Genomic DNA, 21582 nt, shown 5'->3' with positions numbered 1-21582 from the left:
CGATACGAAGTGAAGATATCAATGCGTTGTTGGAGGAAAAAGGCGATGAAATCGCTTTGATTTTGCTGGGCGTCGTGAATTACTATACCGGCCAGGCCTTCGATATAAAACATATTACGCAAGCCGGCCATGCCAGGGGCTGTATGGTTGGTTTTGACCTGGCGCATGCCGTCGGAAATTTGCCGTTGTCTTTGCATGATTGGGGAACCGACTTTGCCGTATGGTGTTCTTACAAGTATCTCAATGCCGGTCCCGGTAGTGTTGCCGGGTGTTTTATACATGAACGACATGCTCAGGATTGTGATTTGCCGCGCCTGGCAGGCTGGTGGGGGCATAATAAGGCGAAACGATTTTTGATGGAACCGGAATTTGAGCCGATTGCGACTGCCGAAGGCTGGCAACTGAGCAACTCGCCCATCTTGTCTTTCGCCGCTTTGAAAGCCTCACTCGATATCTTTGATGAAGTGACGATCCGAAAATTGTGGGTGAAAAGCCGCGTGTTGACCGGCTATTTGGAGTTTTTGCTCAAACAATTTGCCGGCGATATGCTGACGATCATCACACCCGCGGATAAAAATCAAAGAGGCGCGCAATTGTCGTTGCGAGTCAAAAATGACGGCGGCGCCTTGTTTCAAGCATTGTTGGCGAGAAATTTTATTTGCGATTGGCGAGAGCCTGACGTTATTCGCGTCGCGCCGGTGCCGTTGTATAACACGTTTTTGGATGTTTATCGTTTCGCCGGCGCTGTGCGCGGCAGTCTTTAATCAAATAGGCACAGGGGAATTCATATGACAAAAAAGACTGCAACAAATAAGTTAACATTGATTGGCGGCGGTCTGGCCGGCCCGTTATTGGCGATTTATCTGGCGCGCCGGGGCTTGCAGGTTGAGATTTATGAACGCCGTTCCGATATGCGCCGAGTAAAAACCGGCGGCGGACGCTCGATCAATCTTGCGCTTTCGGTGCGCGGCTTTCATGCCTTGCGCGAAGTGGGCATTTATGACAGCATCATGAAGATTGCGGTGCCGATGCGGGGCCGCATGATGCACGCCCTCGACGGCGAATTGACATTTCAACCCTACGGCAAAGACGAGAGTGAAGCGATTTATTCCGTATCGCGCGCAAATTTGAATATCGCATTGATCCATGAGGCGGAGAAGTATCCCAATGTCGCCTTTCATTTCAATATGCGCTGCACCGGCATGGATTTTGAAAAAAATGAAGTGAAATTTCGCCATCAAATTTCCGGCGCCGAGTCTCTGCTGCCGGCGCAGACGGTGATCGCCGTTGATGGCTCAGCCTCTGCAATTCGCTTTGACATGATGCACGGGCGGCGTTTCAATTATTCGCAGCACTACATCGAGCATGGTTATAAAGAGTTGACCATTCCAGCCGGCCCGAATGGCGAGTATGTGATAAACAGCAATGCGCTTCATATTTGGCCGCGCGGAACCTACATGCTTATTGCATTGCCGAACCTCGACGGCAGCTTTACCTACATCTTTTTCTTCCCCTTTGAGGGCGACCCCAGTTTTGCAAGCTTGAGCAGCGATGAAAAAGTTGCCGCATTTTTTCGGCAGCAGTTTGGCGATGTGGCGCCGCTGATGCCGAACTTGGTACAAGAATATTTTTCGAATCCAACGGGCGCGATGGTGACAACCAAATGCGCGCCCTGGCATATCAATGGCAAGATGGCGTTGTTGGGCGATGCCGCGCATGCCATCGTGCCATTTTTTGGGCAAGGCGTGAATTGCGCTTTCGAAGATTGTACGATGATGAACGAGTGTATTGCAAAGTATGGCACGGACTGGGAGAACGTTTTCAGCGAATACGAAAAGCTGCGCAAAGTCAACAGCGACGCCATCGCTGATTTAGCTCTGGAAAACTTTGTGGAGATGCGTGATCTCGTTGCCGACGAACGTTTTTTGTTTCGCAAGAAAGTCGAGCAAATGCTGGAACAGCGTTATCCCCAAATCTTTATTCCCAAATATTCGATGGTGACGTTCCACCGCATTCCCTACTTGGTTGCGCTCTCGCGCGGCAAGATTCAAAACGAAATTTTAGCCGAGCTGTGCCGGGACGTGAGCGATCTCCGCGCCCTGGATTGGCAACGCGCCGACCATCTTATCCACAAAAGATTGACGCCAATTGCAAAGGCTTGATGCGCGGCAACGGTCAAACGTGATAGGCGTGAGGCTGGGAAAGCATGGCCTAAATCGCCCACCAGGGGATGCGCTGCGATTACGCAGATGCGTTGAGACATTTCATAAAAATTTTGAATTGACCTCGCTATTCATGTGATTTCTGCCGCCTTGAAAATTGTATGACGGAAACGAAAAAGAGCTTGCTCAAGCGCTGGTTTCTTATTGTTGCCGGATTAACGTTGGGGATTGTCGCGATAGTCGTCACGTTTCTGCCGGCGCGTGTTGTCCGGCGTTTGAATGCGGTTCATGTGCAGCCGCCCTATCGAGTTACTGAGACGGTTCAGCTTTTGCATGATTCGCTTTTTATTGCAGATTTGCACGCTGACGCGCTTTTGTGGAACCGTGATTTGCTCACACGCAGCACGGATGGCCATGTTGATGTGCCGCGTTTGCTGGCGGGCAACGTGGCGGTACAGGCCTTCACCGTCGTGACGAAGACGCCGCGAAATCTCAATATCGAACGCAACACAGGTGATTCCGACGATATTACCTTGCTCGCCATGGCGCAAAGCTGGCCCGTTGCGACGTGGACGAGTTTGAAAGAACGCGCCTTGTTTCAAGCGCGCAAACTTCATGAAATCGCCGGACGTTCGGACGGCAAGTTGGTGCTCATCAAAACCTCAAGCGACTTGCAGAATTATATGGCAGCGCGCCGGGAGTCAACCGATATGACAGCCGGATTTCTCGGCATGGAAGGCGCGCATCCGCTCGAAGGCGATCTCAACAATCTCGATATCTTCTTCGAGGCCGGCTATCGCATGATCGGCCTGACTCATTTTTTCGATAACGAAGTCGGCGGTTCCGCTCATGGCGTTGAAAAGGGCGGTTTGTCGGCGTTTGGCACGCTTGCAGTCAAACGCATGGAGGAATTGCATATTTTGGTTGATCTCGCCCATGCCTCGCCGCGTTTGATTGATGAGGTTCTCGCAATTGCAACCCGGCCGCTTGTTGTTTCACATTCTGGAGGCCGCGGGCAATGTGACAATCAACGCAATTTGAGCGACGAGCATTTGCGCGGCATCGCGCAAACCGGCGGAGTGATCGGCATCGGCTTTTGGGAAACCGCGGTTTGTGGCGTAGATGCCGCTGCCATTGCCGCGGCGATTCGTTATGCCGTCAACGTGGCCGGCATTGATCACGTTGGTTTAGGATCGGATTTCGACGGGGCGGTGACCACGCCATTCGACGCCAGCGGGATGGCGCTGCTCACCGCGGCTCTGCTGGAGGAGGGTTTTGGACGTGAGGAGATTTATAAAATCATGGGCGGCAATGTACAGCGGTTATTGCTGCAAACTTTGCCATAGATTTGCATGATGCATCTATTGCCACAAAAAAAGCCCACGGCTGTGAGCCGTGGGCCGTTAAAAAGCAAACGATTCAGTTGCTGTTCGCTTACAAACCCGTTGCCGCTAAATTTGCATTGGTTTGGCGAATGAGATGATAGCGGCCGTCGCCTTGTTCGTCGTAAAAAACGAATTCGCGCGCGGGCTCTTCGTAACGCCAAACTTCAATGCTGCGGCTATAGCGATCGTATTGCCGCAAAATTTCATCGGGCTGGCCATAAACGACATAAACGCGGCCGCGATCGGTTGACCAACCTTGACTTTTTCCCCACGCAAAACGAGAGTTGGCCTCACCCACGCGCCAGTAGAATTCCTCTTCCAAGAGATTGGCGTTCGAAGCCGGATCAGGATTGCGCTCCTGCCAGAAGTCGGCCAGCAAGCGGCGTTGTTCTTCCGGCGAGGCATTCTTGATTTCCTTCCATTGTTGCCCGGTCATGATGAGCCGTAATGGTTCAAGATAGTCATTCAGCGCTTTTGCCGTGGTCGCGTTTTGACGGTTGGCCCAACGCACCAGCAGATTTCGTTTGGAAACCACGGTGCGTTGATCGGAATCGATCGTCATGCTGATTTCCATGCGGCCCAGACCAAGCTGCGCCGGCGGAATCGGAAAAACGATGTTGACGGTTTCCTGGCTGGCAGTGGTATCGATCTCGGCGCGGTTGGCGTTGCCGGTTTCGGTGTTGCCAATGCGCAAGATGGCCTGCAAGCGTTGCCCGGCGCGTACGTGCCGCGCCTGCGCGAAAGCATAGACGGTGGTATTAAAGCGTTGGCGAAATGAGGGAATGATTTGATCCTCGCGCGGAAACTCTCTGGGCGGGCTGTCGACCAGAATGATGTCGCTCAACGTGAGGTCAGACGAGAATAGATCACGAATCACGACAGGTTGTGTGCTGTAGCCGCGCCCTTTCGCGACGCGATCGGTTACCATTGCTTCCAATTTATACTCGCCGGGCGGCGCTTCCATGAAATAGGATACCCGGGCATAAACCGTATCCGGCTGCGTGGCGTCGTAACTGTCCACCGTAATCATGCGCGAATCATCGACAAGTTGCACGGCATGGCCGCGATCATCGCGCAACGCCAGGGTCAACTCAAACTCTGCGATGAATTTTCCGCCGCTGCGCTCAAATTGCAGGCTGCGGTGCGGCACATCGAGCACCGTCCACAAAACGTTGTTCCGGTTCGGGTCAATCACGTTTGCGGTTTGCAGGCCAAAATTCACCACGCCCAAAGATTGTTGCCGGCCGCCCATATGTTGATTCATATTGCCCGCGCAGCCCGCCGCCAACGCAACTGCGACAGCAAGAAAAGAGAGTTTTATCGACATAAACTGTTCCTTAGAAATCCGTTCCGAGCGAAAAGAGGTAGCGCGGCTTGGTAAAGTTTTGCAAATCCGTGTTCCATGCGGCGTCAATACGCAACAAACCGATGGGGCTGTAGAAGCGAATGCCGTAGCCGAAGCCGGCTAAAACGTCATCCAAAATTTTCTCGCCGGCGGCATTGCGAGTAAACAGCCTGAAGTCCTTGCTGTTTTCCCACGTACTGCCGGCATCCAGGAAAACTGCGCCGCGCACTTGCTGGAAGAATAACGGAATGGGCGCTTGCAGCAGCAGAAATTGAATGAACGGGAAGCGAATCTCGGCGTTCATGATAAAATAACGCGTACCGATTTGTTCATAATAATTCGTGCCGCGCACCGGATAAATAAACTCGCTGAACGTGAGATCATTAATATCCGACGAGCCTAAGCCGCGGGCAAACTCGCGATTGAGCCAGTTGGGAATGCCGCCCAGAATGAAACGTTGCGGCTTCTTGCCGAAGCTGGCGCCGCCTGCCGTGCGCCAGGCCAAGCCCCATTGGCGCGACAGTGCTTTGTAGTTGCGAAAATCAGCTTGCACGGTGGCAAACTCGCGCGGAATGCTGCCGATGCCCGGACTGAAGGAGGCCGATATCGAGCTGCGGCGATTGTCGTCTGGACCGTAATATCCCCAGCGCGTGTTGTCACGCGTCAACTCCAGGGAGAATACCGCCGCCGAGCTTTTCAGTGAAGGTACATCGATATACGTGAGGTTATCCTGAATCGTGTAAAGATAAGCAGCGGAGAAATCGATGCGGTCAAAGCGTGAAAACGGATAGCTCACGCCGCCGATAAAATTGATGAAGCGAAAACGTTCGATGCTGCCGAAGAGATCGAAGTCGCCCTGTAAATTTGACAAGTAAAAATTCACTTGCTGGCCGAATGCAAAATAGATGCTCGGCCGCCAACCCTGGAACGCGTAACTCAGGGCAAAATCGCTGTTGGCGATGGAACGATTGAGATAGGCGCCAATGCCGATTTGATGATTGCCGGTTAAATCCGACAAATAGACTTGCCCCAAGCCCTGCAATCCAAAAAACGGATCATAACCGGTAACGCCGCCGACATAGTCGACGCTGAAGCTGGGTTTGTATGAGCGAACCGTGAAGCTGCCATCGGATTGCAGGTTGTCCGGCGGCGGCGCTTCCACGTCGTCGTGTATCGCCGTGCCATTGTTGACAATGCCGCGTGTGAAATCGCGATCAAATGCAAAATTCTGATAAGGCCGGCCCTGGGTTTGTTCGTTGCTCATGCTCGCCATCTGCGGCGAATCAAGACTGTCCAGCGGCAAATCGCGATATTTCAAGGCATCCGTTACCTCCAGCGTGGTATATTTGCCGAGGTTCGACAACGGATTGCGCCAGAGATAGATATCGTAACCGCCGCGATAAAAAGAAGTGAACGCCAGGCGTTGCCCGCTGTTCGCAATCGACATTTGTTGGATGCCGACCAGCAAATCCGTCAGCGGCTGTTCTTCACCGGTTGAAAGGACTTTGAGGTATACATTCGAAATGCCGTTACGATCGGATAAGTAAAGCAAACTGTCGGAATTGTGATAAAATTCCGGCGCAATTTCCGTGCTCGCCAGCGAGGTGACGCGCTGCAGGCCGGTGCCGTCCGGGCGAATGAGGTAGATGTCGCTGTTGCTGTAATTGTGTTCCCAAATCGAGGTTTCGTGCGCCGCGTCCGGATCGCCGCGATCGGAGGAGAATGCAATCCAGCGCCCATCAGGAGACCAGGTTGGTTCGAAATCGGAAAAAGCATCTTTCGTAATTTGTTTCACTTCTTCCGTTTCGACGTTGAGCAGATATAAATCGCCGCGCGTTTCCTTCATTCCGGTGAAGGCGATGTATTTGCCATCCGGCGACCAGGAGGGATTCCAAATGCCCTCGAATCCCGGTTTGTAGGTGCGAATCATCTTGCGGCGATGCACATCCACCACGTGCAGAACGTCTTGCCATCCGCTTTTGGCGGCAAAAACGATGCGGTTGTTATCCGGCGCCCAACTGATGCCGGGGCGCAACCATTTCAATTCTTCAATGCCCGATTGTTTTTGGCCGCTCACCAGTTTCCCCATGTCTTGTCCGGTGATCGCATTGATTAAACGGATGTCGAACAGGCCGGAACGATCGGTCAAATAAACCAGGCGCGAACCGTCGGGCGAGAGGGAGGGACTATTGTTGATATAATTTGACGTTTTGCGATGATCGGTGAACGCATTCGCAAAATCCGTCGGCGCTTGCCGGCGTTCAATTTCAGGCCAATACCATTGTTTCAGCGTTTTTTGCCATTGCTCGGAAACCACTTCCAGATCTTCGCCCAGCGCGCGCAAGAATGCGGCGTTCACATTGCGGGTTGAGCGCAGCTCTTGCAACAACTCTGTGATTTTGGCGCGTCCGTAGCGGCGTTCGACCCAATAGTAGAAGCTTTGTCCACCTTGATAGGCCATATACTCAAGCTGAAGCAGGGAGGGAAGATAATCGTTGAGCACGGCATCGCGAATCATGTTGTCGGCGTTGCTATCCCAGTGCTGCGATTCGTATTCTCCCAAACCCTCGTTGAGCCAGAGCGGAATTTGAAAGCGCGTGATGCCGCGAATCACCGCGCCCGCCCCTGCGCCATAAAAATATTGCAGCAGAACCGCGTGCAGTAACTCATGATGGATGACATGACGGAACTGCTCGTTGGAACCTTCATAAGGAATCACGATGCGGCCTTTAAAGAACTCGGTGAAACCGCCGACGGATTCAGGTTGGATACCGGAGGTAACGTTGGTCTCTTCGAAATCGTTGTGAGAGTTATATACCAGAAAAGGGATGCGCGCGATCAGTTGAAACTGAAAGGTGCGGCTGAGCGAAACCAGCGCGGATTCCGCCACCGCAGCCGTAAAGGTTGCAGCATGTTCGCCGCCCCGATAAAAATAAATATCAAAATGCTCGCTTTGCAGATATTGCCAGTCTTTGGACTGGTATTGCACTTTATTCTGGCCGAAATTCTGTGACCAGGCAAGACCGGGCAGCAACAGGACTGCGGCAAGCCAGGAGAAGAGTTTTTTCATCAAACGCCTCGATAATTCTTATGTGAAAAGATGAAATTGTATGATTCTTTTACGCCCGAGCAACAACGATGGATTCCTTATATTTTTCCGGGATCGAGGCACGGGCGATATTGTAGCGCAAAAATTCGGATCGGCCAAATACTAATAAATTTTGGCTTCAAAGCAAAGAAAAAGTGTTTGAACGGGGACGCAAAAATATTGTGGGAATGCAATGCAATGTGGAGATTCAATGCCGTTTGAGTGCGCCGAAATTTTTCGAATTTGGCCGGGAAGGGCTGTTTTCAACATTGAACTGCAAAACGCGATCCCGCTGCTTCCGTTACCTCACGGCCATCCGGCCGGTTTCGTGCGCGTGCAAGAATGCCAACTCGTCTGCCGAAATCTGATCGCGATGTGTTTCCAATATTGCAGGGTCGTATTTCACCGCGGCCCAGAGCGCAAATGGGGCAAGGTGTTTCTCAGCGGTTTTCTTGTAGTAATCAAAAACCAGAAAGTAGCCTTGCGCCAGGTTGCGGCGGTCTTCCGGCGTCAGGTTGTTCGGCTGGCCGTGCAGCACGGGCACCGCCAGCATTTGCGCCATTTCCAGCACATCCGGATTGCCGATGGTGGTAGAATTCGCGCGGTAGATATTCGGCCACAAGAATGGATCAACATAGTATCGTCCCGAAATTTTCCAGAGATTGTCACCCGCAACGACTTGATGGGAGCCGCCCGGAAAGAAAGGCTTGGGCGTGGCCGGTAACACCTGTTCTGCAACCGGCGGTTGGGGTGGCGCCGTGGTCTCTGCGATTTCCGTTGACGTTCCATTTGTGCTCGTTTGCTCACGCCCGGGCCAAATCTTGAGGAAGGCAAATAGCAAGAGCAATAACGCCGCCATGACGCCGGCGAGCCAGAAAAACCGCTTCAAACCTTTGCGAGAAGGCTCGGGTTCGCGGGAAAAACCGTTATGCGGTTTCGGTGTATATTGCCTCTGGCGCATACGCTCGACAAAGATATCGGACGATTGTGTACGCGGTGTTGGAGCGGTCTCGGTTAATTGGTCGCCTGCGCTTGAGTGAACGTTCGTTTTCTCCGGTGCCAAGGGAGAAGCTGCGGGTTCCGGGCGTGGAGCAAAATGCGTCGTCGTGCTGGCGGGAGCGTCATGCGTCATCGCGCTCAACGCCGGGCCGTTTTCCCTTTTAGGAAACTCCGCAGTGTGTGGCCGCACCGGCTTTCTGGGCGTGCTCAGAAGATCGCTCCAGGCCTTCTCGTCTGATGCCGGCTCCTCTTCAAAACTGCCCACGACAAATGCCGATTCGGCCAGTTGCGTCAATTCTGCTTCCTCTGCTGCGGCTTCTTCCTCGGCAAAATCAAAACGCAGATGCGAGGGCTTTGCGGCCGACCTCGCCGGAGCGAAATCAGAAAGAATTTCTGCGACACGAGGCGGCAACGGCGGAGGCGGAGAAACAGGCTTGGGTTGAGGGGCGGCTGGAAGCGGTTTTGGCTCAAGAACAATAGGCGACGGCTTAAGATGCGCGAATTCGCGATTGGCGAGGTTTTCCAGTTTGCTGGCAGGCCGGAAGACGATGCGGTTTTTGCCGGGGATGATGATGGCCTCACCGGTTCTGGGATTGCGGCCGCGGCGCGCTTCGGCCCATTGCAGTTCGAACGTGCCAAACTCATGCAGGCGCACCAAGCCGTCGCGCGCGAGTCCCTCTTCGATCAACGCCGTGGCTTCGCGCATAAATTGATGCAAAAATTCCGGCGTGGTATGTTCTTTGGCGAGCGTATAGTTTTTTTTGTAATATGGTCCGCGTGCGACCAGCTTCAAGTAACGAACTTTAGCGCTCATGATTCTTCACTCCGCTGCGCTAGACTATCTTTCAACCGCTGTGAGGGGCGAAAGAAGACGACTTCCTTGGGCGGGAGCAACATGTGGCTCTTGGCCGCGGGATTGTAAAATTTCTTGGGGGCGCGGGTGCGCGTGCCGAAACTGCCAAAACCGCGCAGAATCACGGTTTCTTTGTGGGTCAAGCTGCGCGCGATAGTGTCGCACATGAGGCGCAATAAATCACGCGACTCGCGTTGGGAAATTTCCAGACGTTCTGCAAGCTTTTTGGTAAGATCCGTGGTCGTCATGGCATGCCTCATCACGCTTGGTAGAATTGCGTGATCAGAATATAACATAAAATCTCAATAATGCAACTGCTGTTTTTCGAATGAGTTATTTCGGCCCGATGCTCAATCCGGTTTGCGCTTGCCGTCTGCCAGAGCGCCAAGCCTGCGCTTAAGGGCTTTTAAGAAAGCGTGAGGTATGGAATTGTTAAAGTCCGGCTCGTCCTGCTCGAATCCTGCCGGCCAGACGGAATTGCCGCGATAAACCTGTTCAATGGCCTCATAAAGCTGGGGAGCCGAGGCATTTTTTAAGATGTAACCGCAGACCTTGGCCTGGCGCGCGCGCATGATTTTGTCATCGTCATCAAAATTCGAGTGCATAATAATCTTCAGCGCCGGGTGTTTGGCTTTGATTAACGGAATGGCATCGAAGCCGGATACGCCCGGCATGGCAATATCCAGCAGCAAAATATCGGGCGCTTGTTCTTTGCTGGCGAGAAACTCGTGGCAACTTGCAAAGGCGCCGCTGCAACGAATTCCAATAACGTTGTTGAGCAACCACCACAAGCCTTGTCGAACGTTGGCATCATCGTCAATGACAGCGACCGTGATTATTTCCCGGGCAGCGGCTGTTTCAGTCATGTTTGAAAATGGCAATCAAATGAGCAACCCATAAACGCAACGTTGGATGATGATATATGAAAACAGGCAATTTTTTTGTAAAGGTAGAATAAAATTCTGAAAGTGTTTCGCCCGCTGAAATGAAATCCCACAAAAGTCAAAACCTTGATATTCAAACCTCACAGCTTGTGAAGTTGCAGGCAAATTGCCGGGTACTTCATAAAACTCGCTTGAATGACGCCTCAAAAAGCCAATTTTAGAAATTACGGCATCAGCGCGCCAGATGGCCTTAAAGCTGGCGTAACGGCTTGAATTTATACATCTCGCGGCATTTTGTATACTATCGAAAGCGATGGTTTTAGGAGTTTTATTGGTTGGAAATTTTAGATTTGCAGGCAAGGACAGGCGGGATTTTCCCCGGCTATGCGATTCCGCCAGGATTGAGATTTGCGCCGATGGGCGAATCAGCGACCGGCAGCTTGTTCCGCCGAGGCCATGACGCGCAGCAGGTTTTCCCCCCAAATTTTTTGTATATCCTTTTCCGAAAAACCGCGCTTGAGCAAATGATATGTCAGCTTTGGGATGGCGCTGACATCCTCGAGGCCTGCCGGCGTGTATTTGATGCCGTCGAAATCAGAGCCAAAACCGACATGCTCAACGCTGCCGGTGAGATTGACGATATGCTCGATATGCTCGATGATGATATCGATCGGCGGAGGCGCTGGCGGCGGATTTTGGGCAAGCCATTCTTTCATTAAAATCACCACTTCTTCGGAATTGTCAAGCTCTTGCTTTAGGCGTTGCTCTTCGGCTTCATAGCGGCGGCTATGATTGCAATGCGGCTGGCTCAGAAAATCATTGCTGAAATTGACCTGAATAACCCCGCCGGCAGCAGCAATGCGTTTGATGAGATCATCACTGAGGTTGCGCGGATGATCACACAAGGCATGAGCATTCGAATGCGAAGCAAGCAGCGGCGCCCGGCTGAGATCTAAACAGGCCTCGACAACTGTGTCATGCACATGCGAGACATCAATCATGATGCCGAGGTGATTGCATACCTGCACGACTTCCTTACCAAAATCGCTTAAGCCGTTCCACAACGGCTCGGCGTCCGTCGAGCTGTCACCGAGATGATTATTCAGCCAGTGTGTCAGCGTAAGATAGCGCACGCCCAGGCGGTAAAAATTTCGAAGGTTCGCGAGATTGCCCTCAATCGGCTCGCCGTTTTCCATGCCGATGGCGAGCACAATTTTGTCGGATTCCGCCAGCCGGCGAATGTCCGCGCTCGAATACGCCAGCGCAAAGTCTTGCGGATGCGACTCAATCATGTGATGAATGATATCCAGCATGCGCATGCCGAAATGAAGCGCGCCCTCGCCCATGCTGAAGCGGGTGGGCGTGTAAGCCGCAAAAAATTGCACGCGCAGCTTGCCTTCGCGCATACGCGCAATGTCCAGATGCCCTTGCGCCTGCCGCATGGTGAGATCGAAGGGTTGTTTTAAATAAACCAGAGGCGTGTCGGCATGCGTATCGATGGTCAACAAATTGCCATGCAGTGCCTGCGCTTTTTGCCAAAGCGTCTGATCGATTTCGGGGGAGAGGGTTTGCTGCGCCGCGCGTGATCGTTGGTGAGCCATTATCGGATGAATCGTCGGTCCTGGGTTAAAAAAATTTCGCTGAAAATATTCTATTTCACCCCGAGAAGCAAGAACTAATCTCAACTAAACGCCGCCGGCGGAAATGACTTTAGCCGAGATGAAGCCCCGGCCGCTGGCGGCAAACGCCGGAGCAGGGAGGAGGCGGCTGCACAAAATTTTATCAGGGCTTTTTGTGGACGTTGCGTACTTCGGCGCGCAGCGCATCTTCCAGAATTTTGATCGCGTCCGTGTCTTTCGCGCCTTCTGAAAGATAGGCTTGCGCTACAATCGTGTTGATCTCATCACGATTGCGCGTTGCGAGATTCAATTGTAAAACCGTTTTGTAGATTTTTATAGCCGTTTCATCCTTGCGGCCGGCAAGCAAGTAAATGCTGGCTAACATCGAATAGAGCTGCACGCGATTCGGCCTGCTCGCCAGGCGGTTTTCATAAATTCGCGCGGCCGCATTATAGTTTCCCTGCAGCAAATAAAAACGCGCGCGCGCCATCGGTGAAAACATCATCACCCCGAACAAGGGCAATAACAACAATCCGGTGACCGCGCCGCCGATAAACATGACGGAGGTGCTGCCCGTGCTGGCCGAGACTCTGCGCGAGCTTGCTTCGGTGATACTCAAATTCACACGCACCTCCGCGAGCAATTGATTGATTTCTTGATCAGCCGGCAAGTCTTGCTGCAGTTTCTCCAGCGCTGCGACTGCGTTCCGCCAATCCTGCTGTTCGATGGCAGCCAAGGCAGCGGAGTAAAGCGCATCGGTTTGCGGCGTGGGCGCTGCGGGAACTGTCTCGCGGATGACGGTTGTGCGCCGTTGTTCCAATTGGTTGTTGGTATTGGCCAAAAGCGTCGCAATATTTTTATAATTGGGATTCAGCCGATAACCGTGTTCCAACAAAACCAGGGCGCGATGCAGATCTCCGACGGCGTAGGCTGTTGCGCCGTCGGCGTAATAGCGTTCCACTTCGGCCTCGTTGGATTCGAGCCGCTGCGCCTCGCGCGCACGTGCCAGGCGTTTGCGCACGTCGCGATAATTGGACGCTGAGTTGGCGATCTGTTCAAACGCCCGCACGGCGGCGGCCCAATTTTTTCGGGTAAAGGCCTGCACGCCTTCATCATAAAGCGGCGCCCATTCGTCCGCGGCCTTGCGCGAGGCGTTTTGCCGGCGTTCGAGTTGTTTCAGCGCAAAGCGCAGCCGTGCGCGCGCATCGCGAAAATCGCCCGCTATTTTCAGCAAGTCTTCATACGAATTGATCGCCCGTTCCCAATTGCCCGCGGTTTCATGAGCTTGTGCGCGTTGATAGAGCGCCAGCCACGCGGCCTCCGCCTCTTTTTTCTGCAAGGCAGCGGTCAGCGCCGCCAGTTTTTCTTGAACATTTTTGAACTGCGGAGCTTGCTTCGCGATTTGGGCATAGAGATTTTTTGCTTCCTGAAGCTTGCCTTCGCGTTCAGCCCGCTCAGCGGCGAGGTACAGGCGCTGTAGCGCTGCGGCATTTTCGGACAGGCGGATGAGATTAGCGAAGGTTTGTGCTTGCGCCGGGTAGAGCCGTTCGCCCTCGCGCAATTCCACCAAGGCTTCCTGCCAGCGCTCTTGCTGATATAAAAACCGCCCAAGCTCGAATGCTATGGTGCCGCCCATCTCTTTTTCGCGCGCCTGCGCTTTGGCCGCCCGCAATGTTTGTTCATATTGCGCAAGCTTGTTGCGCCTTTTATAAGTGGTCGCGAGTTCGTAGAGAATGGCGAGTTTCAATTCTTCGTTGGTTATTGTTGCGGCGTTCGCATGCGCGCGCGCAATGAATTGTTCCGCCCGGGCATAATCCTGCTGCTGCTTGTAAACCAGGCCGAGATTGTACGCGGCCTCGACGAAATCTGGATCGATTTCAAGGGCGTGGGTAAATGCCGCAATTTTTTTCTGACGATTGCGTTCGTTCAAGCCCGTTTCAAGCCATTGCTGCGCGCGCTGGCTTTTTGAGTCATTGGTATCGGCTTCGACGGTAGGCGCAGCGAGCATGAGCAGGCTGCAGGCGGCGATAATCAAATAATGGCGTAGCATCGATGAGTTCCTCAGAAGTATCGTTCGCAAATGATCTCATCCGTGTCATTCATAGTCCTAATAAGTCTGAGGTGATGTTAAATTTGCAAAGCAATTGTGCCCGGGTCTTTTGCTTGTTTCCTGCTGCATCCGGAGGCTAACGCTCGCCCGGGCGAAAAAAATTCCGGACTTGGTTACTTGAGTTGATGAGAACTGTTAAGTTTTTTGATGCGCCGATCGAACCTTTGCAAGAACCAATTCTAACGATTGCCGTTGAGCCTGGCACGAGTTGGATCAAAACGATTGCACCAGGCGCAAAATCATCAAACGCCCGATGATCGGCGCGCCCACGAATGCGCGATAAGGTCGATCGAACACGTTTTGCACCGCGAGTGAAGTTCGGGTGTTGCTGCCGATCGCATAACCGGCATCGAGATCGGCAAGCGTATAGGTTTGCACGGCGCCGATATACACACCGGAATTCACCGGGAAGCCTTCGACGTAGCGCACGCGGAACTCGCCATCCAGGCCGGTATTCACATCGTTGTAATGCACGCTCGCGCCGAGTTTGTGTTTCGGCGCATTCAAAGCAATGTCATGCGGCTGCTTTGCGCTTTTCGCAAAGAAATCTTTGCTCACGAAAGAATAATTCAACCCGAAACGCCAGCTTCGGCTTGCATTGTAATTGAAGCTGATGTCCGTGCCATAGAATGAAACATCGCCGAAATTGCGATACGTCAAAATAACGTCCGTGGCATTCTGAATTTCTTGCGGTGAAAGCAGTCCGAGAGGCAACTCCACCAGGCTTTGTGCCAGGCTTTGCGCCGTGGCCTGCGCGAGCGCCGCGGAAAAACCGTTGGCCGTCAGATCATGCGCCAATACCGGCACCAGCGTGCCCGGATCGATGAAAACATGAGGTGTCTCGACAATCAGCGGCCCGACAAAATCTCGCACACGCGAACGATAAACATCGACGCTCGCCAGCAAGCGCTGACCCAATAAACCTTTGTAGCCCACTTCGAATGTGGTAGTCGTCGTCGGCTTCGTTAACGGAATATTGGTGACCGTTGAAACTGGCGCATCAAAAGCACGGGTAGTCGGGTTGAAGGCCCTGAAAATTCCCGGCACCTGGGCGCTTAAATTTTGCGGCAATGCCGCGCTCAACGCGTCTTTGTTCGGCCCGGGCGGTTGCGCAGCAAGAATGATATTGCGCAATACCGGCCACACGGCATTCACGTCCGGAGGCAAATAAGCATTGCCGACGCCAAGTGCGGGGCCGAATGGCGAAATCATTTGCGGGCGTTGCGCATTGTCATATCTGAATGTGAATCCGCCGCGACTTTGCCGTGGGAAGCCGCCGCGGCGAGGGGCCGTGCCCTCGGCATAGAGATTAAAAAATACCGGCCCGACAAAAGGCTCAAGCGACGGATTCAGCGCGCGGGTCGGGACTGAGGCGGATAAAATATCCAAAAAAAGATTATTGGCCGTGGGCGTGCCATAAGCCTGATTGAACGTGAAACGAACCGCATGATTCGTTTGAGGCTTGAGCAGCAATGCCGCGCGCGAAGAAGCCACTTGTTTTTTGATAAACGTATGATCATCGAGGCGCGCCGCCAAAATCAAATCGAGTTTGGAGGAAATTGCCGTTTCTGATTGCAGAAATGCGCCTTTTTCATCGATGCGATCATAGGCCTCATGACGGTTGTTGATCGTGCCGCCGGTGCTGGGCTTGGTTTGCAAATAATCAAGCCCGTAGGTGAAACGCTGGCGCTTGAACAGCGTGATGCCGTGTTGCACATGTCCTGCCATCAGCGTTGATTTGTCGATGATGGGCGCGCCGGTGCGCAGCAAAAACGTATCGCCCGCGTCTGACATGTTGAGATACGCTTGTGCAAAGAAGTTTTTGTAGTACAGTCGGCCCTGCGCGTAAGAGAAGCGCCAATCAACCGCCTGCGCGGCGCCAATGCCGGTCAGCTCGATATCGCTTATTTGGCTGACGCCGGCGGAAACGATGGTGGTCATGCCGGTGATGGGCCGAAAATCAACGCGGCCATCAGCGCTGAAGCGCGTGACGTTGAAATCGCGCCCGGGGGACGGCACGTTTTGACCGTTAACGCTGAAGAATTCCGGCTCTGCCGGATCGCGGTAGGGCCAATCAACGCCGCGATAATATTGGCCGGAAATTCTGTAGCCGATCCGGTCATTGAAACTGTTGGCATGCCGGAAAGCGCCGATGAATTCGATGCGCTCGCCGCCGCCCGCGCTTACCGTCGTGCCTTCCGAACCGAACGGTGATTTGGTGATGAGATGTAAAACGCCGTTGGCGCTATTCGGACCGTACAACGCCGCGCCCGGCCCGGAAACGATTTCAATGCGCTCGAGATCATCGTTGCCGGGCGGAATCAAATTATAAGCATTGAAGCGCAGCGAGGGCAAGCCGGCAATACGATTATCCGTCAATGCCAGCAGAGCGCCGGAGAACACGTTATTGAAGCCGCGCACAACAACATTCGCTTGATGGATGCCGGTTGCGGCGAAGTCAACTGCGGGCACGTTTTTCAGATGTTCTACCGGCGAAATGGTGGTTTTTTGCAGTTGCTCGTCTTCGAGCAACGTGATGGCGGCCGGCGCTTCAAAAACTTTTTCGGGCCGCCGGGAAGCCGTCACAATCACCGGATTCAACTGAAGCCCAATGTGGGTCAGCGTGATTTCAAGCCCCTTGGTCATGCCCGGCGCCAGTTCCACATTTCCCAGCGTTTTTTTGTCGTATCCGACGTAAGTGATCATAATCATGTAAATGCCGGGAACGACGCTGTCGATTTCAAATTCGCCATTTGCGCCCGAAGCGGCGCCGGTCGCCTGCCCTTCAGTGCCCTCTGGAATAAGTTCGATATTGGCGCCCGGCAAACGTTCGCCGGTTTCCTCGTCGCTCACAATGCCAAACAGCTTGGCGTCAGTTGTAAAGCTGGTCGCTTCAGGTTCAGACTCCGCAGGATGAGAGGTATTATTGTTCGCGGGAGTGTTGTTTGCCGGCTCGGCTGTCTCATGAGGCGTTGCCTCGTTTGTAATGCGTGTGACGACTTCGATCTCGCCGCCCGGGCTATAATCATGCGCAACGCCGTCAACAACAGCATTTGTTTGACCATTGAGGATGAGCTTGCTCGTGTTGCAATCGGTTATGATCAAATTTCTCAATGCCGGCCGGGACGATTTCGCGATGACGGCTTGATCACTGTATCGCACGATGCAATAAACCAGGCTCGAGTTGTTGTGATTTTCGCCGCGAAACTCGATTCCTCGCCAATCCCGCTGTGACGGCAATTTGCGGCTGGGCGTGCCGAGCCGGCCGAATTCATTATCATACATCGACGTGAAAACAATGCGATCAGCGACCCCGCCATTTGCAATCAATGTGCCATGAACTTGAATGCTGTAATAGCCGGTGAATTTGACCACAACGCCCGGTTTGATCTCGAGCGTTTCGCCTGCCGGAATGACGATGTCCCCAACAACTGTGTAAGGGCTGCCCGCCAATCCCCAAATCCCGCGCTGGGTGCCAGACACTTCGCCGGCAAAGATCTGACCGCAGTTGGATTGAACTGCCAAAACAAGAATGCAGGTGAAAAATATATATCGAAAATTATAATGCAAGATGAACACCGCCGACCTCCGTGAGATGAACATCACGCCATCAGAATCCGGCCCTGGATCGCAGCGTTTAAACAAGCTTCAAGCTTAGGTTTATTCTTGAGATTGTACTCGACAAATTCGGTGGTTGCGGAAAAGTGAAGAAGGTGGTGACGGCAGGGAAAAGAGCGCCGGCGTTGCCGTCCAACTAGGAGTGTAGCCGTAATCCCCTTTTATTACATAATCGGTGCGGCGGGCTATCTGTTTTCGAGTGCGTCTTTTGAGTGAAGCAGAGTTTTCGGCTACACGCCTTTGCGGGCGGAGGTACGGTACTGCGGTTGCGAGGCCTGATTCGGCATGGCATCGGATGCCGGTGTGGCAAAACCTGGCGCATGCTTACTTTGCGCCACCAGCGTAAATATTTTTTCGCGATCAGCCGTGGCAAGATTGAGCCCCAGTGTTCTTTCATAAATTTGCAACGCGGCGTCATCTGTGCGGCCCGCACGCAGGTAAACGCCGGCCAAACGCGGATAGACACTCATGTTTTCCGGATCGCGCTGCAATTGTTTTTCATAAATCAATGCCGCGCGTTGCAGATTGCCCAACAAGAGAAATGCGCGCGCATGCACCACACTCGAAAATGGAAATACGCCTTTGAAATACAAAAAAATCAGCGTGACGGCCGCGCCGGAAAAGATGATTGCTTGCCAATTGAAACCGGCATCGACGACGGCCTCTTCGCCTGCGGTGAAATCTGTTTGATCAAAAAATTTTGCATCGTCATCGCGCAAACGTGTAATCGCAGGCACAATTGTCACGCCGGAATCCGTTGCGGCCATGATGGGCGCGGCGCTCGTCTCGCTTGGCGCCGGGGTGATGGAATCCAACGCAAAAAATGTGAGTGAATCCCCGAACCTCAGGCCGGTGTCAGCGAACTGTTCGAAGGGCAAAAAGGTGGTGGCCGGCTGCAAACGCTGCCGCACCTCGGCCAGCAAGTAGTCAACCTCGGCATCGCCGGGATCCAATTCACGCGCTTTTTCAAATGCCACCAGTGCGCGCGCATAGTTTCCGTTTTCCATGGCGCGCCGCCCATCGATGTAATAACGACGGGCGCGTTCCGCCAGGATCGAGCGGCCCGTGTCAGCCTGCATGGCCGCGAGCCAGGGCTGCACATTCAGCAAGCGCTGTTTTTGTTCCAGGCGTTTCTGAACCCGCTGCAAACGAAATTCGGCGTCTTTATAAGCAGGCGCGATTTCCAGCAGTTTTTCGTACGCGGCAATCGCGCGCTCCAGGCGATCGTCCGCTTCATATCCTTGCGCTTGCAGATAAATTTGCTCGGTTTTTTTCTCTTGATTATCTGCCGCGATTTGTTCGTTCAAATCTGCAATTTCCATCGGCACGTTTTTGAAACCGGGGTATTGCGCCTGAATCTGCTGCAGCAACACCAGGGCGTTTTCGAGGTTGCCGCCCGCCCGTTCTTTGGCAGCTTCTTGATAAAGCTCATCAAGCTGCAGCATCTCTTCGATTGAGGAGCGCAGCTTGTCAAAGTTTGCGCGTGCGCCCGGATCTAGGCGGCGGCCTTCGTCAAGCTCGGCGAACGCCTCACGGTAGCGGCCCTGTTGGTTTAGTATTCGCGCCAACTCCAGCGAGGCCAGCGCTTGCCGCTTGGCGTCCGGCGCTAGGCTTTTCGCATGGCGCAGTTCTTCCGCACTCGCGTCCGCGCTCTCTATGCGCCCATAAATCAACGCCAGTTCGTATGAGATGTTGAACGCCAAATCGCCCGCCGGCGATTGCCCGGCGGCCGCGCGCGCCTGTTCCAGCAAAGTTTTGGCCTGGGCATAATCTTTTTGCTTGCGATAAAGCAGCGCCAGGTTGAATAGCGTTTCTTTGAACGCTGGATCGATGGCGATGGCTTTGCGATAGTCGGAGATCGCCCGTTCCGTGTTTTTTTGCTTCAAACCGGATTTAAACCAGCGGTTCGCTTGCTCGTTTTGCGATTGTGCCCAAGCCGCGCGCGGACATAGCACCATCAACACCAGCAAGATTCCAAACCCTCGACCTAACCCGAGACTTCTCATCCGTCATTCCTCAAAACGAATTTTGGCGGCGCGCTTTTTACAAATTTTACAAGATTACCGCAAAAAAAGCCGCTTTGCGAAATCAAGTCTTATAAATTTTTCAAACCATACAAAAATGCAGGGCAAGCTAACAGCTTGCCCTGTCCCGGTGCAACGAAATTTTGCTCTAAAATCCCGGCTTTTGATATCTTGTTCGGAAAACCGGTCGCTTTCCTGCGGCGCTTATCAAGCTACTGCGCGCAGGGATTTCAAACGAGAATTCGCCCTCAGGAATCGCGCCGGGCGCTTTTGCGATTCAGCTCGATTTGGATGGCGCTTTCCAAAGCCTTGATGGTGTCATTGTCGCTGCGGCCGTTAGACAAATAATGTTGCGTGAAAACGGCATTGATCTGTTCCCGGTTTTGGAACGGCAGATCGAGTTGCAATACGGTTTTATAAACTTTCATCGCATTTTCGTCGCGCCGGCCGGAAAGCAGATAGATGTTGGCGAGCGCGGGGTATAACTCGACGCGCGTCGGTTTTTGCGTCAGCATGCGCTCATAAATACGCGAGGCGCCAGGAAAATCGCCCATCAACAAGTGCAAGCGTGCGCGCACTGAAGGCGAGAATATGAAAATGAATAAAAACGGCAACACAATGGCGGCCAACACAGCGCCGGCCGTGGTCAATATTTTGCGTGTATCGTTGCTGACATCAACGCTGGCCATTTCCGCGCTGGCAAAGCTCAAATTCATGCGCGCTTGCGCCAATAAACGTGCCACTTCGCTGTTGTCGGGCGAGAGAATTCGAAGCTTTTCCAGCGTAACAACTGCCCGTTTCCAGTCGTTTTGCTGCAAAAATTTGAGCGCGGCATAATAAAGTGAATCAACCACGGGAGAAGCGGTGCGCGGTACGGCCTGCGGAATTGCGGAGAGCCGTTGGCTTTGAATTTCGCTTTCGACTTGCGCCAACAACGCCGCCACTTCACGATAGTTGGGATCGAGCTTGCGCACTTTTTCGAACGCAACCAGGCAACGGCCCAAATCGCCGCGGCGCATGGCGCTCAAACCCTCGGTGTAATAACGCGCCAGAATTTCATCGGTATTCTCCTGATCGAGCCGTTTCTGCGATTCCTGCAACCGCTGGCGCGCCTCGCTAAAGTCGGGCTTCAACTCCAGGGTTTTCTCGAACGAGGCAATCGCGCCCAACCAATCACTCACCCGGAGAGCGGCCAAACCCTCGGTATACTTTTGTTCGGCTTCCAGTGCAATTTGTTTTTCGATGAGACGGCGTTGCACGGTTTGCAAGCGCATGCGGGCGTCTTTGTAGTTTGGAGATTGCTGCAACAGGTTTTCATAGGTTGCCGCCGACATTTCCAGATTGTTGGCGGTTTCATAACCCAACGCTTGCAAGTACAGATCTTCGATAGCCTGCTCGGCCGTCTTAACCGGCTGGCTCACGCTCGGTGCGCCGGCTTGTGTCAACGTGGTTTGTGAATCAGAAAGTTGCGGTTGCAGGGGAGGGGCAGCCTCTG

At 53.3% G+C, this 21582-nt stretch carries 13 protein-coding genes; 3 read left to right on the top strand and 10 right to left on the bottom strand.

Annotation, left to right across the window (positions count from 1 at the left end; all coding sequences use genetic code 11):
* The 3 genes from kynU to FBQ85_08990 form a co-directional block, all read left to right on the top strand.
* A partial coding sequence (gene kynU / locus FBQ85_09000) for a kynureninase (GenBank protein MDL1875288.1) occupies nt 1-764 on the top strand: 764 nt, incomplete at its 5' end.
* Nucleotides 765-788: 24 nt separating this feature from the next.
* Complete coding sequence (locus FBQ85_08995; GenBank protein MDL1875287.1) at nt 789-2162, top strand: FAD-dependent monooxygenase; 1374 nt, start codon at nt 789-791, stop codon at nt 2160-2162.
* Between the two features lie 161 nt (nt 2163-2323).
* Nucleotides 2324-3508 carry a peptidase M19 gene (locus FBQ85_08990; GenBank protein ID MDL1875286.1) on the top strand — a complete coding sequence of 395 codons (1185 nt, stop codon included), beginning with the start codon at nt 2324-2326 and terminating at the stop codon, nt 3506-3508.
* Between the two features lie 88 nt (nt 3509-3596).
* Here FBQ85_08990 and FBQ85_08985 read toward each other — a convergent pair whose 3' ends face one another.
* The 10 genes from FBQ85_08985 to FBQ85_08940 all read right to left on the bottom strand — a co-directional run bounded on the left by FBQ85_08985 (nt 3597) and on the right by FBQ85_08940 (nt 20069).
* Nucleotides 3597-4874: a GWxTD domain-containing protein gene (locus tag FBQ85_08985; GenBank protein ID MDL1875285.1), complete on the bottom strand. Its 1278-nt coding sequence runs from the start codon at nt 4872-4874 to the stop codon at nt 3597-3599.
* A gap of 10 nt (nt 4875-4884) precedes the next feature.
* Complete coding sequence (locus FBQ85_08980; GenBank protein ID MDL1875284.1) at nt 4885-7962, bottom strand: hypothetical protein; 3078 nt, start codon at nt 7960-7962, stop codon at nt 4885-4887.
* A 319-nt stretch (nt 7963-8281) separates the two neighbouring features.
* Complete coding sequence (locus FBQ85_08975) at nt 8282-9793, bottom strand: hypothetical protein (GenBank protein ID MDL1875283.1); 1512 nt, start codon at nt 9791-9793, stop codon at nt 8282-8284.
* Entirely contained in the window at nt 9790-10128 is a 339-nt protein-coding gene (locus FBQ85_08970; protein ID MDL1875282.1) for an HU family DNA-binding protein, read from the bottom strand. The genes FBQ85_08975 and FBQ85_08970 overlap by 4 nt, the downstream gene beginning before the upstream one ends.
* Nucleotides 10129-10182: 54 nt before the next feature.
* The gene (locus FBQ85_08965) at nt 10183-10698 is read right to left on the bottom strand and encodes a response regulator transcription factor (protein MDL1875281.1); all 516 of its coding nucleotides are present in this window, start codon (nt 10696-10698) and stop codon (nt 10183-10185) included.
* Between the two features lie 15 nt (nt 10699-10713).
* A complete protein-coding gene (locus FBQ85_08960) occupies nt 10714-11076 on the bottom strand; it encodes a hypothetical protein (protein MDL1875280.1) in 363 nt (120 codons plus the stop codon).
* Between the two features lie 65 nt (nt 11077-11141).
* The gene (locus FBQ85_08955; GenBank protein MDL1875279.1) at nt 11142-12317 is read right to left on the bottom strand and encodes a membrane dipeptidase; all 1176 of its coding nucleotides are present in this window, start codon (nt 12315-12317) and stop codon (nt 11142-11144) included.
* Between the two features lie 181 nt (nt 12318-12498).
* Entirely contained in the window at nt 12499-14385 is a 1887-nt protein-coding gene (locus FBQ85_08950; GenBank protein ID MDL1875278.1) for a tetratricopeptide repeat protein, read from the bottom strand.
* A 273-nt stretch (nt 14386-14658) separates the two neighbouring features.
* Nucleotides 14659-18048, bottom strand: a complete 3390-nt coding sequence (locus FBQ85_08945; GenBank protein ID MDL1875277.1) for a TonB-dependent receptor — start codon at nt 18046-18048, stop codon at nt 14659-14661.
* A 245-nt stretch (nt 18049-18293) separates the two neighbouring features.
* Entirely contained in the window at nt 18294-20069 is a 1776-nt protein-coding gene (locus FBQ85_08940; GenBank protein MDL1875276.1) for a tetratricopeptide repeat protein, read from the bottom strand.
* Between the last annotated feature and the right edge of the window lie 1513 nt (nt 20070-21582).

The organism is Cytophagia bacterium CHB2, from assembly GCA_030263535.1.
In the GTDB taxonomy this organism is placed as follows: Bacteria; Zhuqueibacterota; Zhuqueibacteria; order Zhuqueibacterales; family Zhuqueibacteraceae; genus Coneutiohabitans.
Note: the sequence above shows the minus strand (reverse complement) of the source record. Positions and strands in the feature narration are given on the sequence as shown.